The organism is Microbacterium sp. 22303 (genome assembly GCF_052045265.1).
GTDB lineage: Bacteria > Actinomycetota > Actinomycetes > Actinomycetales > Microbacteriaceae > Microbacterium.
Genome location: NZ_JBQEOQ010000001.1, coordinates 80,716 through 96,318 on the forward strand (window position 1 = coordinate 80,716; position 15,603 = coordinate 96,318).

Annotated in this window: 14 protein-coding genes; 11 read left to right on the top strand and 3 right to left on the bottom strand. The window is 67.6% G+C overall.

The genetic code is table 11. The features are described 5' to 3' along the window. Positions 1-18: 18 nt before the first annotated feature. Positions 19-504, bottom strand: coding sequence for an NUDIX hydrolase (locus tag ACTJI8_RS00405; protein WP_440731454.1), 486 nt, complete (start codon positions 502-504; stop codon positions 19-21). Positions 505-695: 191 nt separating this feature from the next. Between ACTJI8_RS00405 and dnaE the strand changes: the two genes are divergently transcribed. The 5 genes from dnaE (at position 696) to ACTJI8_RS00430 (ending at position 8,735) form a co-directional block, all read left to right on the top strand. Further along, positions 696-4,214: a DNA polymerase III subunit alpha gene (gene dnaE, locus ACTJI8_RS00410; protein WP_440731455.1), complete on the top strand. Its 3,519-nt coding sequence runs from the start codon at positions 696-698 to the stop codon at positions 4,212-4,214. A gap of 146 nt (positions 4,215-4,360) precedes the next feature. Continuing rightward, positions 4,361-5,842 (top strand): hypothetical protein, encoded by a 1,482-nt coding sequence (locus ACTJI8_RS00415; RefSeq protein WP_440731456.1) that lies wholly within the window; start codon positions 4,361-4,363, stop codon positions 5,840-5,842. A gap of 6 nt (positions 5,843-5,848) precedes the next feature. Next, entirely contained in the window at positions 5,849-7,183 is a 1,335-nt protein-coding gene (gene hisD, locus ACTJI8_RS00420) for a histidinol dehydrogenase (RefSeq protein ID WP_440731457.1), read from the top strand. Between the two features lie 10 nt (positions 7,184-7,193). Next, a complete protein-coding gene (nrdR, locus tag ACTJI8_RS00425) occupies positions 7,194-7,667 on the top strand; it encodes a transcriptional regulator NrdR (RefSeq protein ID WP_440731458.1) in 474 nt (157 codons plus the stop codon). A gap of 45 nt (positions 7,668-7,712) precedes the next feature. Then, on the top strand, positions 7,713-8,735 hold the full coding sequence (locus tag ACTJI8_RS00430) for a quinone-dependent dihydroorotate dehydrogenase (RefSeq protein ID WP_440731459.1): 1,023 nt from the start codon (positions 7,713-7,715) through the stop codon (positions 8,733-8,735). 92 nt (positions 8,736-8,827) lie between these two features. Here the strand turns inward: ACTJI8_RS00430 and ACTJI8_RS00435 are convergent, their stop codons facing one another. Continuing rightward, positions 8,828-9,385, bottom strand: a complete 558-nt coding sequence (locus tag ACTJI8_RS00435; RefSeq protein ID WP_440731460.1) for a DUF3043 domain-containing protein — start codon at positions 9,383-9,385, stop codon at positions 8,828-8,830. 54 nt (positions 9,386-9,439) lie between these two features. On the opposite strand from ACTJI8_RS00435, the gene ACTJI8_RS00440 reads away from it, so the two are divergent. From ACTJI8_RS00440 to ACTJI8_RS00465, 6 genes are all read left to right on the top strand, one after another. After that, a complete protein-coding gene (locus ACTJI8_RS00440) occupies positions 9,440-10,855 on the top strand; it encodes a dipeptidase (RefSeq protein ID WP_440731461.1) in 1,416 nt (471 codons plus the stop codon). A gap of 117 nt (positions 10,856-10,972) precedes the next feature. Further along, on the top strand, positions 10,973-11,332 hold the full coding sequence (gene erpA / locus ACTJI8_RS00445; protein ID WP_233309172.1) for an iron-sulfur cluster insertion protein ErpA: 360 nt from the start codon (positions 10,973-10,975) through the stop codon (positions 11,330-11,332). A gap of 121 nt (positions 11,333-11,453) precedes the next feature. Then, entirely contained in the window at positions 11,454-12,359 is a 906-nt protein-coding gene (gene ctaC, locus ACTJI8_RS00450) for an aa3-type cytochrome oxidase subunit II (protein WP_440731462.1), read from the top strand. Between the two features lie 5 nt (positions 12,360-12,364). Then, positions 12,365-14,092: an aa3-type cytochrome oxidase subunit I gene (gene ctaD / locus ACTJI8_RS00455; protein ID WP_440731463.1), complete on the top strand. Its 1,728-nt coding sequence runs from the start codon at positions 12,365-12,367 to the stop codon at positions 14,090-14,092. A 3-nt stretch (positions 14,093-14,095) separates the two neighbouring features. After that, positions 14,096-14,530: a cytochrome c oxidase subunit 4 gene (locus ACTJI8_RS00460; protein WP_440731464.1), complete on the top strand. Its 435-nt coding sequence runs from the start codon at positions 14,096-14,098 to the stop codon at positions 14,528-14,530. Between the two features lie 142 nt (positions 14,531-14,672). Continuing rightward, entirely contained in the window at positions 14,673-15,047 is a 375-nt protein-coding gene (locus tag ACTJI8_RS00465) for a nuclear transport factor 2 family protein (protein WP_440731465.1), read from the top strand. A gap of 70 nt (positions 15,048-15,117) precedes the next feature. Here ACTJI8_RS00465 and ACTJI8_RS00470 read toward each other — a convergent pair whose 3' ends face one another. Next, positions 15,118-15,537 (bottom strand): rhodanese-like domain-containing protein, encoded by a 420-nt coding sequence (locus ACTJI8_RS00470; protein ID WP_440731466.1) that lies wholly within the window; start codon positions 15,535-15,537, stop codon positions 15,118-15,120. Between the last annotated feature and the right edge of the window lie 66 nt (positions 15,538-15,603).

Consider the following 15,603-nt stretch of genomic DNA (forward strand, 5'->3'; position numbering starts at 1 on the left):
CCGAGCAGCAGCGGGCTCTCAGGTCTGCGGCGGTCGCCCGCCGCGGAAGTGCGCAGGGTCGTCCTCGGCCACGGCGAGGGCGATCTTGCGGACGTGGGTATCGTCGACGTCGCCCATCGCGGCGAGGTCGTAGAAGCCGACCTCGGTGAGTTCGCCGTCGGCAGGATGCGGTTCGCCCGAGATCCAGGCGCAGCGGAACACCAGATCCAGGTAGTCGACCTCGTCGCCGTTCGTATAGGTCACCCGAGGGAGCTGCTGCACGAGGGCGAGCCGCTCGACCTTCACGGCCACGCCCGCCTCCTCGAGGCACTCCCGCGCGGCCGCGTCGGCGGGTTCTTCGCCCGGCTCGACGATTCCGGACACCGCCTGCCAGGCGCCGTTGTCGGCCCGCCTGCCGAGCAGCACCTTCTCGTCGCGGAATACGATCGCGGTGACGCCGACGAGGCTCAGCGGGGCGTGGCCGATGTGCTTCCGAAGCGCGAGGACGAAGTCGGGAGTGGTCATCGGATCAGGGTACCGGGCGTCTCCTGAACCGAATGGCTGGAGGAATACCGTTCGGCTGGTGGAATCGGGTGGAATCGCCCGCCGGCTGGCATCTCGCCAGCCAGATGGATGCGGGCCCAAAGGAAGTGATGGTGACGCCCATCGGCGGGCGCGGCACCTCGATGTCCCACCCAGAAACGTAGACTCGAAGCATGGCATCAGACTCCTTCGTCCACCTGCACGTGCACAGCGAGTACTCGATGCTGGACGGGGCCGCGCGCATCGGGCCGCTGGTGCAGGAGGCCGTCGCGCAGGGCATGCCGGCGGTCGCTGTCACCGACCATGGCAACACTTTCGCCGCATTCGAGTTCTACAAGGCGGCCCAGGCCGCCGGCGTCAAGCCGATCATCGGCATCGAGGCCTACGTCACCCCGGGAACGCACCGCAGCGACAAGTCGCGCGTGCAGTGGGGCTCTCCCGAGCAGCGCCGCGATGATGTCTCCGGATCCGGTGCCTACACGCACATGACGCTGCTCTCGGAGACCACCGAGGGCATGCACAACCTGTTCCGCCTCTCCTCGACCTCGAGCCTGGAGGGCTACTACTTCAAGCCGCGCATGGACCGCGAGATCCTGCAGAAGTACTCCAAGGGTCTGATCGCGACGACCGGATGCCCCTCGGGTGAGATCCAGACCCGCCTGCGCCTGGGCCAGTACGACGCGGCGCGTGCGGCGGCCGCGGAGTTCCAGGACATCTTCGGCAAGGAGAACTACTTCGCCGAAATCATGGATCACGGCCTCGAGATCGAGCGCCGCGTCACCGGCGACCTGCTCAAGATCGCGAAGGACCTCGGGATCCCGCTCGTCGGCACGAATGACCTGCACTATACGCACCAGCACGACTCGACCAGTCACGCGGCTCTGCTCTGCGTGCAGTCGGGCTCCACCCTCGACGACCCGAACCGGTTCAAGTTCGACGGCGACGGCTACTACGTGAAGTCCGCAGCGGAGATGCGCCAGGTGTTCCGCGATCACCCCGAGGCGTGCGACAACACGCTGCTCATCGCCGAGCGCTGCGACGTCTCTTTCAACACCGGTGCCAACTTCATGCCGCGCTTCCCCGTCCCGCAGGGAGAGACGGAGGAGAGCTGGTTCATCAAGGAAGTCGAGAAGGGCCTGCAGTACCGATACCCGGGCGGTATCCCGGACGCGGTGCGCAAGCAGGCGAACTACGAGGTCGAGGTGATCTCGTCCATGGGGTTCCCGGGCTACTTCCTCGTCGTCGCCGACTTCATCAACTGGGCGAAGGACAATGGCGTGCGTGTGGGCCCCGGACGTGGGTCCGGTGCGGGCTCCATGGCGGCCTACGCGATGAGGATCACAGACCTCGACCCGCTCGAGCACGGCCTGATCTTCGAGCGGTTCCTCAACCCCGATCGCGTCTCCATGCCCGACTTCGACGTCGACTTCGACGACCGTCGTCGTGGTGAGGTGATCCAGTACGTGACCGAGAAGTACGGCGACGAGCGCGTCGCGCAGATCGTCACGTACGGCACGATCAAGGCGAAGCAGGCGCTGAAGGACGCGGGCCGTGTGCTCGGCTTCCCGTTCAGCATGGGGGAGAAGCTCACCAAAGCCATGCCGCCGCCCGTGATGGGCAAGGACATGCCGCTGGACGGCATGTTCGATCCGCAGCACCCGCGGTACAAGGAGGCCAGCGAGTTCCGCGTCGTGATCGAGTCCGATCCCGAGGCGAAGACCGTGTTCGACACGGCCCTGGGCCTGGAGAATCTGAAGCGCCAATGGGGTGTGCACGCCGCCGGCGTGATCATGTCCTCGCATCCGCTGATCGACATCATCCCGATCATGAAGCGCGAGCAGGACGGCCAGATCGTCACGCAGTTCGACTACCCGTCCTGCGAGTCCCTCGGCCTCATCAAGATGGACTTCCTGGGGTTGCGCAACCTCACGATCATCTCCGACGCCCTCGCGAACATCCGGATGAACCGGGGCGAGGAGCTCGTACTCGAGGACCTCGCGCTCGACGACCGGCCGTCCTACGACCTGCTCACCCGCGGCGACTCACTGGGCGTGTTCCAGCTCGACGGCGGTCCGATGCGTGCGCTGATGCGTCTGATGAAGCCGGACAACTTCGGCGACATCTCGGCCCTCATCGCGCTGTACCGCCCGGGCCCCATGGGCGCCAACTCCCACACGAACTACGCGCTCCGCAAGAACGGCCTGCAGGAGATCACCCCGATCCATCCGGAGTTCGCCGAGTCGCTCAAGGACATCCTGGAGGAGAGTTACGGCCTCATCATCTACCAGGAGCAGGTGATGGCGATTGCGCAGCGCGTGGCCGGGTTCTCCCTCGGCCAAGCCGACATCCTGCGGCGCGCGATGGGCAAGAAGAAGAAGTCGGAGCTGGACAAGCAGTTCGAGGGCTTCCAGGCCGGCATGCACGCGAACGGATACTCGGACGGCGCCGTCAATGCGCTCTGGGAGATCCTGCTGCCGTTCTCCGACTACGCCTTCAACAAAGCGCACTCCGCCGCCTACGGTGTCATCTCGTACTGGACGGCGTACCTCAAGGCGCATTACCCCGCGGAGTACATGGCCGCGCTGCTCACGAGCGTCGGCGACTCCAAGGACAAGATGGCGCTCTACCTGAACGAGTGTCGCCGCATGGGCATCAAGGTGCTGCCGCCGGACGTGCGCGAGTCGATCAACTTCTTCGCCGCCGTCGGCGAGGACATCCGCTTCGGTCTCGGCGCTGTGCGCAACGTCGGATCCAACGTCGTCGAGGGCATCGTCCAGGGGCGTCAGGAAGAGAACTTCACCTCCTTCCACGACTTCCTGAAGAAGGTGCCACTGCACGTGGCGAACAAGCGCACGGTCGAGTCGCTGATCAAGGCCGGAGCCTTCGATTCGATGGGCGACACCCGGCGCGCGCTCGTGGAGATCCACGAGGACGCCGTCGAGGCGTCGGTGGGCCAGAAGCGCAACGAGGCGCAGGGCGCGATCGGCTTCGATTTCGACAGCCTGTACGACGAGATCGAGGAGGTCGCTCCGCCCAAGGTGCCGGTCCGTCCGGAATGGACGAAGAAGGACAAGCTCGCATTCGAGAGAGAGATGCTCGGCCTGTACGTGTCCGACCATCCGCTCGCCGGTCTCGAGGTGCCACTGGCGAAGCATGCCTCGATCGGGATCAACAGCCTGCTGGAGTCCGAAGACCTGCAGGACGGCGACCAGGTGACCGTCGCCGGGCTCGTCACGAGCGTGCAGCACCGCGTCGCCAAGGCCAGCGGCAACCCCTACGGCATGATCACCGTCGAGGACTTCGGCGGCGAGATCACCATCATGTTCATGGGCAAGACGTATCTGGAGTTCCAGAGCACGCTGCAACAGGACACGATCCTCGCGGTGCGCGGTCGCGTCTCCCGTCGCGACGACGGAATGAACCTGCACGCGCAGTCGGCGTTCACGCCCGACGTCGGATCCTTCGACGCCGCGGGTCCGCTGTCGCTGTTGGTGCCCGAGCAGCGCGCTACGGAGCGGGTGATCGAGGATCTCGCGGACGTTCTGCGCCGGCATGCGGGCGAGACCGAGGTCATGCTGAAGATGCATCGCGGCGGCCGCGCCAAGGTCTTCGAAGTGCCCATGCCGGTGACCGTCACCGCGGACCTGTTCGGCGACCTGAAGTCGCTGCTCGGCCCGCAGTGTCTGGGCTGAGCAGGGCGCCGCTTTCCTCTCTTCCCTGCCCGCGCTTCCCTCAGGTACGCGAGTGCCGCACAGGGGCTCCCCACCGCCGCCAGGTAGTATCTGGTCCCGTTCGACGGCCGAAGTCCCCAGCGGCCGCACGACGAAAGGAAGTACTGATGACCGGCGACGTCCCCTCCGCTGAGATGGCGCAGGACGAACAGGATCCGACATCGAGCCCCCTCGCCTCGTCTGACACGGAAGTCGACGATGGACCGCTGCCCGCTGCCGCCCCGCAGCAGGGCTGGTTCGGCTTCACGCTGCGCGAGCTGATCGTCATCGCGGCATGGGTGATCGCGTTCGCGCTGTCCTTCGTGCCGGGTGCCGGGAGCGTCCTGGACGCCTCCGCAACGGTCTGGACGATGAACGGCGCCTGGGCACTGGCGATCGGCGTGCCCACCGCGGCCGTGTTCCTCGTCGTACTGCGACGGCTGTCTCCCGAGGGGATCCGCCGGGTCGGATCCCTCGGCATCGACCAGTTCGCTTCGGTCGCCTTCTCCGTCGCCCTGGTCAGTTGGGTCGTGCTGCTGTGGCAGCAGCTGGATCTGGTCGCCGCGACACGACGGTCCGCGCTGGTCACCTGGCCGCTGTGGCTGGAGATCCTGCTGGCGCTGGTCCTCGTCGCCGTCACGGTGTTCGCAGCCCTCATCCCCGGGATCCGCGAGGACTTCGAAGACCGCATCGAGACGCTCGCGCACCGCAACGCGAACCCCGTGCGACCGGTGTTCTCCCGGCCGCGTCCCGTGCGTGCGCGGGGGAGCATCTCCGACCCGCAGAACGAGGACGATGTGGATCCGGGACTGCTGCACGAGAACGAGGTCGGAGCCGCAGGACATCTCTCCGCCACCGGGGTCACCGGTGCAGTGGTGCAGGGCGAGGCGGGCTACGTACCCGAGCATCACCGGGAGTCCTTCCTCGCATCGGAGGAGTACGACGGATCCGCGCCCGCATCGGCGGAGAACCCCTCTGGCGCGGGGATGCCGAGGGTCGCAGACGACGCCCCCTTCGACGTCGTGCCTGCGGAGGATGCGCCGACCGAGGCGATCCTGGAGGCATCGTCCGAGACCCGCCAGGACGCGGTCCCCGAGACCCGGCAGGACGCCGAGACACGGACCTCGACCACGGACTCGCCGGATGACGAAGGCGAACCCGCCACTCGCACGGACGCCCGCCGTGCCGCCGATGTAGAAGCGTCGCCGGCATCGGGGCCCGACGCGGACGCCGGCCACGGATCCGCCGATGAGCAGGATGCAGCGGCCGCGCCGCACGACCTGTCCGACACCATGACCCAGGTCCTCGGCGATCTGCTCGAGCCCTCGCCTGCGGACGAAGTGGCCACGCACGCCGTCGACGTCGTGCCGCAGGAGCGCAACCGGGGCGGTGCCGCAGGATCAGCGGCGCGGGATGAGCAGCCCCAGCCGTTCTGGGCGCTCGCGCCCGACACCCGGGCCGTGCATGACGCACGCGGTGACACGATTTTCACAATCGGACCCGAAGCATGGATCCTAGTTCTCGAGGACCGCGGCGGCGCCTTCGTGGTGCGCCACGACGACGGTCGCGTGGGCTACCTGCACGACACCGAGAACATGACCCGAGGCTGAGGACGCATGCAGACGATCGACCTGAGGGGACGCTCCCTCTCCACCGCTGAGATGCTGGCCGTCGTGCCACGCGCGACCGCCGCCCGCGCCGAGGCGCTGGCGACCGCGACCGCGATCGTGGAGGACGTGCGCGTCCGCGGTGAGGAGGCACTGCGTGAGCAGGCCGAGCGTTTCGACAAGGTCAGCGGGCACGCGATCCGGGTTCCTCGCGAGCACCTCGACGACGCTCTCGCCGGTGTCGACCCGCAGGTGCGGGACGCGCTGGAGGCGGCGATCGAGCGGGTGCGCCGGGGCTCCGCCGCGCAGGTGCCCGCGCCGCAGGTCACCGAGATCGAACCGGGCGCCCGTATCGTGCAGCGCTGGCAGCCGGTCGGACGGGTCGGCGTCTACATCCCCGGCGGGAAGGCTCCCCTCGCCTCGAGCGTCGTGATGAACGTCGTGCCCGCTCAGGTCGCGGGCGTCGAGAGCATCGCCCTCGCCTCCCCGCCGCAGGCGGCAGAAGACGGCCGGATCCACCCGACCATCCTCGCCGCGGCCGCCCTGCTCGGCGTGGACGAGGTCTACGCGATCGGCGGTGCAGGTGCGATCGGCGCTCTCGCGCACGGTGTCGCGGCGATCGGACTCGACCCGGTCGACGTCATCTCCGGACCGGGCAACAACTACGTCGCTTCCGCGAAGCGCGCCGTTGCCGGCGTCGTCGGGACGGACTCCGAGGCAGGGGCGACCGAGATCCTCATCGTCGCCGATGCCGCAGCTGACGCTCGTCTTGTCGCCGCGGATCTGATCAGCCAGGCCGAGCACGATGAGCAGGCCTCCGCTGTGCTCGTCACGGACTCGGCCGAACTCGCGGACCGTGTGGCGGCCGAGGTCGCGACGGCCGCAGCCGCCACTCGACACAGCGCGCGTGTGCAGACCGCGCTGGACGGTCCGCAGTCGGCGATCGTGCTGGTCGACGACCGTGCCGCCGCCGTGGCGTTCAGCAATGCCTATGCCCCCGAGCACCTCGAACTGCATCTCGTGGACGCCGAGGAGGCGGCCGCGGTCTTCACGAGCGCCGGTGCCGTGTTCGTCGGAGATCAGACGCCGGTGAGCCTGGGCGATTACATGGCGGGCAGCAACCACGTGCTTCCGACCGGGGGACAGGCGCGCTACGCCTCCGGCCTCGGCGCCTACACGTTCCTCCGCCCGCAGCAGGTGATCTCGTACGACCGCGATGCGCTGGCGCGCGCCCGCAAGGGCGTCGTGGCACTCGCCGACGCGGAGATCCTGCCGGCGCACGGCGAGGCCGTCCAAGCCCGGTTCGCAGGAGCGCCGGAGCCCGCCGCGGCGACCGGGGCGTAGGCTTTCACGAATGCACTGCCCGTTCTGCCGCCACCCGGACTCCCGCGTCATCGACTCGCGCACGAGCGATGACGGCCTGTCGATCCGTCGACGCCGTCAGTGCCCGGAGTGCGGCGGGCGGTTCACGACCACCGAGACCGCGAGCCTGAACGTCATCAAGCGATCCGGTGTGATGGAGCCGTTCAGTCGCGAGAAGGTCATCTCCGGCGTCCGCAAGGCCTGCCAGGGGCGCCCCGTCACCGAGGCGGATCTGGCGATCCTCGCGCAGCGCGTCGAGGAAGCGGTACGGCAGACCGGCGTCTCGCAGCTGGACACCAACGAGATCGGCCTGGCCATCCTGGGCCCGCTGCGGGATCTGGACGAGGTCGCCTACCTCCGCTTCGCGAGTGTGTACCAGGCGTTCGACTCACTTGAGGACTTCGAGGCGTCCATCGCCGAACTGCGCGCCGACCATCAGAGGGCGGCCGAGCAGACGGCGCTCTGAGCGACGGGTCGGTATCAGGGGCCTGACCCCGGTAGCCTGGCAGGAATGTATGCCCTGCTCTTCCGCCTCGTCCTCGCGCGCTTCGATCCCGAATTCGCCCACCATGCCGGCATGGTCGTGGTGCGGATTCTCGGAGTGCCTCCGTTCTCCTGGGTCGCGCGTGCGCTGACCCGGCCGGCGGCGGGCGATGAGGTGCGGGCACTGGGGCTCACATTTCCGACTCCGTTCGGTATCGCGGCGGGGTTCGACAAGAACGCGGTCGGCGTGCGCGGGTTGTCCGCGCTCGGCTTCGGACATGTCGAGGTCGGTACGATCACGGCCATCCCGCAACCGGGCAACCCCAAGCCGCGCCTGTTCCGGCTCATCCCGGATCGCGCCGTGGTGAACCGCATGGGCTTCAACAACGCTGGTGCCGAGGCCGCGGAGAAGCGACTCTGGAAGCTCCGCCGCCGCAGGCCGGCCGCCGTCATCGGGGTCAACATCGGTAAGAGCCGCGTGGTCGCCGTCGAGGACGCGACCGCCGACTACGTCGCATCGGCCGTGCGCCTCGCGCCGCTCGCGGACTACCTCGCGATCAACGTCTCGTCGCCGAACACGCCGGGCCTTCGGGGGCTGCAGGCCGTCGAGACCCTCGCACCGCTGCTGCGCGCTGTGAAGGCCGCGGCCGGTGCGACCCCGCTGCTGGTGAAGATCGCCCCGGACCTTCCCGACGACGAGGTCACGGCGATCGCTGAGCTCGCCGTCGCCGAGGGGCTCGACGGACTCATCGCCACCAACACCACGATCACCCGCGACGGTCTCGTCACGGATCCGGAGAAGGTCGCCGCGGCGGGGGAGGGCGGCCTCTCCGGCGCCCCGCTCAAGGAGCGCTCGCTCGCCGTCCTCCGCCTCGTGCGCGATGCCGTGCCCGCCGACTTCTGCGTCATCTCGGTGGGCGGGGTCGAGACGGGGGCCGAGGTGCGGGAACGGCTCGACGCCGGTGCCACGCTGGTGCAGGGCTACACCGCGTTCCTCTATCGCGGGCCGCTCTGGGCGCGCCAGATCCGCGCGGGGCTGCGTCGCCGCTGAGCCGACGCGGAGGAGCGGCGCATCAGGCCGTACACGAAAAAGGATCCCGGCGCCTTGCGCACGGGATCCTTCTTCTCGTCAGGGGATCCGGATCAGTCCGGGTACTGCCCGCGCTTGACCTGCGGCTTCGGCAGACGCATGAAGCGCATCTGCAGAGATCGCATCGCGGCGTACCAGGCCAGTCCGCGCTCGCGCTTGTCCTTGCCGAACTTGTCGGCGATCCGGCGGTTCACGCGGATGCCGAGGAAGACCATGTCGATGATCGCGATCGCGATGAAGCCCCACAGGCCGATGAACGCCCAGTAGGCGACCAGGGTGTTCGGGATCAGCGAGACCACGATCACGACGACCATGAGGGCCATGATCCACTCGCTGACATGCCAGCCGGCGTCGACGTAGTCGCGCACCCAGCGCCGCTGCGGCCCGCGGTCACGGACAGGGAGGTACTTCTCTTCGCCGTTCGCCATGCCGACGCGCTGCCGCTCCTGACGGAGGCGCAAGTCGGCGCGAGCCTGCGCCTTGGCCTCTTTGGTGTCCGGCACGAGCGGTCGGCGTCGAGCGGCCTCCTGCTCCGCGCGCGTCGGCGTGCGGCGCCCCTTGCCGTTCGCGTCGGCTGAGTCCTCTGGTGCGGGGGTGGGAGTGCTGGGCACGAAGGCTCCTGATGTCGAGAGAGCGGGAAACGGGTGTTCTCTAAGATTACCTGTATGACTTCTCCCTCCTCCTCGGTCACCGCACCCGGTGACGTCGAAGCCGCCGTCACCGCCGCCGTGAGCACCGGGATCCCCGCTGCGCTCAGCGATCTCGGTGCTCTCGTGCGCATTCCCGGGGTCGCGTGGCCGGCGTTCGATCAGACCCAGCTCGTGCGCAGCGCCGCCGCCGTCGCCGAGCTCGCCGAGGGTACAGGCGTGTTCGACAGCGTGCGCGTGCTGCGTGCGGCGATCCCCGGCACCGACGAGGTCGGCCAGCCCGCGATCCTGGCGCGTCGGGCCGCACGCAACGGCAAGCCCACGATCCTGCTCTACGCGCACCACGACGTCCAGCCCCCCGGGGACGACGAGCTGTGGGACACGCCGCCGTTCGAGCCCACCGTCCGGGACGGGCGTCTCTACGGTCGAGGGGCCGCCGACGACAAGGCCGGAATCATGGCGCACATCGCGTCCATCCGTGCGGTCGCGGAGGCGCTCGGCGACGACCTCGACCTCGGGATCGCGATGTTCATCGAGGGCGAGGAGGAGTACGGATCCCGCTCGTTCGGGCAGTTCCTCAGCGACAACGAGGACGCCCTGCGCGCCGATGCGATCGTCGTGGCCGACTCCGGCAACTGGGACTCCGTCACACCGGGTCTCACGGTGTCTCTGCGTGGCGCGGTGCGCTTCACCCTCACCGTGCGGACTCTCGACCACGCCTCGCACTCCGGCATGTTCGGGGGAGCGGTGCCCGACGCCATGCTTGCGACCATCCGCCTGCTGAACACGCTCTGGGACGAGAACGGATCCGTCGCGGTCGAGGGACTGACCGTGCGCGATGCGGAGACGCCCGAGTACAGCGAGGGGACGCTGCGCGAGGAGACCGGGCTGCTGCCCGGCGTCACGCCCATCGGTGACGGCACGATCCTCAGCCGCATCTGGAACAAGCCCTCGGTCACCGTGATCGGGGTGGACGCAACTTCCGTGGCGGCCGCATCCAACACGCTCTCGCCGGAGACGACGGTCGTGCTGAGCTGCCGCATCGCGCCGGGGCAGAGCGCGGACGACGCGTACGCCGCGCTGCAGGCGCACCTGCGTGCTCATGCGCCCTTCGGCGCGGAGCTCTCCTTCTCCGACGTCGACCTCGGCAACCCGTTCCTGGTCGACACGAGCGGCTGGGCGGTCGGGCTGACGCGCGGAGCCATGAAGGACGGCTACGGCACCGCACCCGTCGACCTCGGTATCGGCGGATCCATCCCGTTCATCGCGGACCTGGTGGAGCGCTTCCCCGGCGCGGAGATCCTCGTGACCGGCGTGGAGGACCCGCACGCGCGGGCGCACAGCCCCAACGAGTCGCTGCACCTGGACACCTTCCGCCACGCCGTGGCGACGGAGGCGCTGCTGCTCACCCGGATGAACGAGATCACCCTCTGACGAGGCAGGGCGCATCGATCGCGGTCATGACCGGCCGCGCTCGATGCCGCCCTCGTGCGCGGCGGTAGACTCGAAGCACGGGAACCGTGCCGGTGCACGGCCGATCCAAGGAGCGACATGAGCGACATCACCCTCACCCCCGAGACCACCGCCCACGGCGTGAAGCTCACCGACGCCGCCGCGGCGAAGGTGAAGAGCCTGCTGGAGCAGGAGGGCCGCGACGACCTCCGCCTGCGCGTCGCCGTGCAGCCCGGCGGCTGCTCCGGCCTGATCTACCAGCTGTACTTCGACGAGCGCTATCTCGAAGGCGACGAGACCGTCGATTTCGATGGCGTCGAGGTGATCGTCGACAACATGAGCGTGCCGTATCTCGACGGCGCGGCGATCGACTTCAAGGACACCATCTCGGAGCAGGGATTCACGATCGACAACCCCAACGCGCAGGGTTCCTGCGCCTGCGGCGACAGCTTCCACTGAGCCGCGAAATCCCTTCTCCCACCCCTGCGCCATCCACGCCGAACCTGCGTGGATGGCGTGAATCGGGTGTGAGCTTGCCCTAGACTGGGGTAGCCCACGTCCGTGATCTGAAAGGTGCATCGTGCCCTCGAAACGCCGCCTTCGTTGGGCCGCACTCCCCCTGGGAGTAGCGGCAGCCGTGGCCCTCTCGGGATGTGCCCCGCTCATGGAGCGCGGCTTCCTGCCCGGCTTCGACGACGGCACTCACGCGACGAATCAGACCGAGCGCGTCACGTCGCTCTGGGTCAACTCGTGGATCGTCCTCCTCATCGTCGGCCTCATCACCTGGGGTCTCATGGGCTGGGCTGCGATCGCCTACCGGCGTCGCAAGGGACAGACCGGCCTGCCGGTGCAGCTGCGCTACAACATGCCGATCGAGATCTTCTACACGCTCGTTCCGCTGATCCTGATCTTCGGCATGTTCGCCTTCACGGCGCGCGATCAGACGATCATCGAGACCCAGTACGGCCCGGGCAATGAGCCCGATGTCTCGATCACCGCGATCGGCAAGCAGTGGGCGTGGGACTTCCAGTACGACGGCACGGAGAAGGACAACTCCGACGCCGTCTGGACCATGGGTGTCCAGGCCCAGCCCGACAAGGCCGGCAACATCGATCAGGCCGCCCTGCCCACGCTGTACCTGCCGGTCGACAAGAAGGTGAAGATCACCCTGCAGTCGCGCGACGTGATCCACTCCTTCTGGATCATCGACTTCCTGTACAAGAAGGACATGTACATCGGCAAGGACAACTCCTGGTCGTTCACGCCGACCCGTGAGGGCACCTACCAGGGCAAGTGCGCCGAGCTCTGCGGCGAGTACCACTCGATGATGCTCTTCAACGTGAAGGTCGTCAGCGACGCGGAGTACCAGTCGTACTTGACCAAGCTCAAGGACGAGGGCAACACGGGCGACATCACCGACGCCTACGACCGCCTCACCAACTTCCCCGGCACCGGGAAGCCCGCGACTGACTCGGAAGCGAAGTAAGCAGAATGACGAGCACTCTTCCCGACATCTCCGAGGCCGGCGCGCGTCCGACGACGATCCCGCCGCGACAGGCGGCTCTGCTCAGCTCGACCCGCGTCGAGCAGAAGGGCAACATCGTCGTCAAGTGGATCACCTCCACCGACCACAAGACGATCGGATACATGTATCTGATCGCCTCGGTGCTCTTCTTCCTCCTCGGCGGCGTGATGGCCCTCATCATCCGTGCTGAGTTGTTCTCGCCGGGCATGCAGATCGTGCCGACGAAGGAGCAGTACAACCAGCTGTTCACGATGCACGGCACGATCATGCTGCTGATGTTCGCGACCCCGCTGTTCGCGGGCTTCGCGAACGCGATCCTCCCGCTGCAGATCGGCGCCCCCGACGTGGCGTTCCCGCGTCTGAACGCCTTCGCGTTCTGGCTGTTCCTGTTCGGTTCGACCATCGCGGTCGCGGGCTTCCTCACGCCGCAGGGCGCGGCCTCGTTCGGGTGGTTCGCCTATCAGCCACTCGCGAGTGCGTCGTTCACTCCGGGTGCCGGCGGCAACCTGTGGATGCTCGGACTCGGCATGTCGGGTTTCGGCACGATCCTCGGCGCCGTGAACTTCATCACCACGATCATCACGATGCGCGCCCCGGGTATGACGATGTGGCGCATGCCGATCTTCTCGTGGAACACGCTGATCACCAGCCTGCTCGTCCTGATGGCGTTCCCCGTGCTGGCCGCCGCCATGCTGGCCGCCGCGGCCGACCGCGTGCTCGGTGCGCACATCTACGACCCCGCCAACGGCGGCGTGCTCCTCTGGCAGCACCTGTTCTGGTTCTTCGGCCACCCCGAGGTCTACATCATCGCCCTGCCGTTCTTCGGCATCGTCTCGGAGATCTTCCCGGTGTTCAGCCGCAAGCCGATCTTCGGATACAAGACCCTGGTCTACGCGACGATCTCGATCGCCGCGCTGTCCGTGGCCGTGTGGGCGCACCACATGTACGTGACCGGCGGTGTCCTGCTGCCCTTCTTCGCACTGATGACCATGCTCATCGCCGTCCCGACGGGCGTGAAGATCTTCAACTGGATCGGCACACTGTGGCGAGGATCCGTGACGTTCGAGACGCCGATGGTGTTCGCGCTCGGCTTCCTGGTGTCGTTCGTCTTCGGCGGTCTGACGGGAGTCATCCTGGCGTCCCCGCCGCTGGACTTCTTCCTCTCCGACTCGTATTTCGTGGTCGCGCACTTCCACTACGTGGTGTTCGGCACGGTCGTGTTCGCGATGTTCGCCGGTTTCTACTTCTGGTGGCCGAAGTGGACCGGTCGGATGCTGAACGAGCGCCTCGGCTACGTGCACTTCTGGATGCTGTTCATCGGCTTCCACATGACGTTCCTCATCCAGCACTGGCTGGGCGTCGACGGCATGCCGCGTCGCTACGCCGACTACTCGGCCTACGACAACTGGACGTGGGAGAACCAGGTCTCGACGATCGGCGCCATCATCCTGGGCGCGTCGATGCTGCCGTTCTTCCTGAATGTGTGGCTGACCGCGCGTAAGGCACCGAAGGTGACCGTGAACGACCCGTGGGGCTACGGCGCTTCGCTCGAGTGGGCGACGTCCTGCCCGCCGCCGCGACACAACTTCACCTCGATCCCGCGGATCCGCAGCGAGCGTCCGGCGTTCGACCTCAACCACCCGGAGGCCGCCGAGCATCCGGTTGCTGCGGCCGCCGACGGAAAGGCCCACTGACCCATGCGCGACAACATCGTTCTGTGGTGGATCCTCACCGCATTCTTCGCCCTCATGGGCGTGACCTACACGGTCTGGAACCTCATCGCACACGCCGGTGAGCCTCCCGTGAGGGCGATCGAGTGGGTCGGCACGGTCGCACTGTTCTTCACCGCATTCATGGGCGCGATGATCGCGTTCTACCTCGACCGCACGCACAAGGCACAGGGCGGCACCCTCCCCGAGGACATCCTCACCAGCGACATCGATGACGGTGACCCGGAGCTCGGCGAGTTCAGCCCCTGGTCCTGGTGGCCGATCGTCCTCGCGGGCGCCGCGGCGGTCGGCATGATCGCTCTCGCCGTGGGCGTGTTCCTCTTCCCGGTCGCGCTGGCAATCTTCGTGGTCGCGATCGTCGGCTGGGTCTACGAGTACTACCGCGGTCACTTCGCCCGCTGAGCGGAGATCCCCGCGAGAAGGCCCTGGAGCAACGCTCCAGGGCCTTCTCCGTATGTCCGCGCCAGGCGTTCGTCGTCGGCGATCGTGGAACGGGTGGTGAGGTCGGAGTCGTGGGCCCGGTAGAAGCTAATAGCCTGGTTACATGACGGCAGTTGCGCTTCTGAGTGGTTTGATGTCGGCGATTGATGATCATCGCTGGAGCGATCTGCATGACTATCTTCACGAGGACTTCTCCTGCCGATACGTTCATACCGGTGAGTCCTTCGACCGTGGCTCCTGGACTCGCCTGAACGCGGAGTATCCCGGATTCGAGCACTTGCGCGTCGAAGAGATCGTTGGGACGTCGGATCGCGCGGCCTGTCGTTCCCATGTCACCGCAAGTGGCCGCGCGGGCGTGGATCATTTCGAGTGTGCGACGTTCGTCCGAGTGCGGGATGGACTGATCGATCAGATGACCGAGGTCTGGACAGATGTATCGCAGACCGCGCCCGTCGGAACCCGGCCAGAGGCTACCTGACCCTCTGCGGTGACCGCCATGAGCCTGGCGGGCGCCGCACGGGAGAAGGCGCGGAGAAGCGGCGACGTCGTCAGGCGTGTGTGCGGACGCGGGCGATGCCCGTGAGGGGATCCACCGGGCGCCGGTGCACGCCATCGGCGTCTTCGACGGGGTAGCCCTCACGTACCCAGTACTCGAAGCCGCCGATCATGAGCTTCACGTCGTATCCGAGCTTGGCGAACTCCAGGGCGCCCTTGTCACCTGCGTTGCAGCCGGGGCTCCAGCAGTAGACGACCACGGGGGTGCCCAGGGGGATCTCCTGCGGCGCCCTTGCTGCGATCTCGCTGTAATGCATGTGGATCGCATCGACGATGCGCCCTTGGGCCCAGGCGTCGTCGCTGCGGACGTCGACGACGGCGAGCTGTTCGCCGGCCTTGCGGGCGGCGTGCACGTCGCTCGCATCGGTCTCGTGGGTGAGCTTCGCGGCGAAGTGGTCCATGGCGGAGGTCATACCGCCAGGTTACTCCGGCGCAGTGACAGGCAACGACGAAGGCCCCGTCTTGTGACGGGGCCTTCG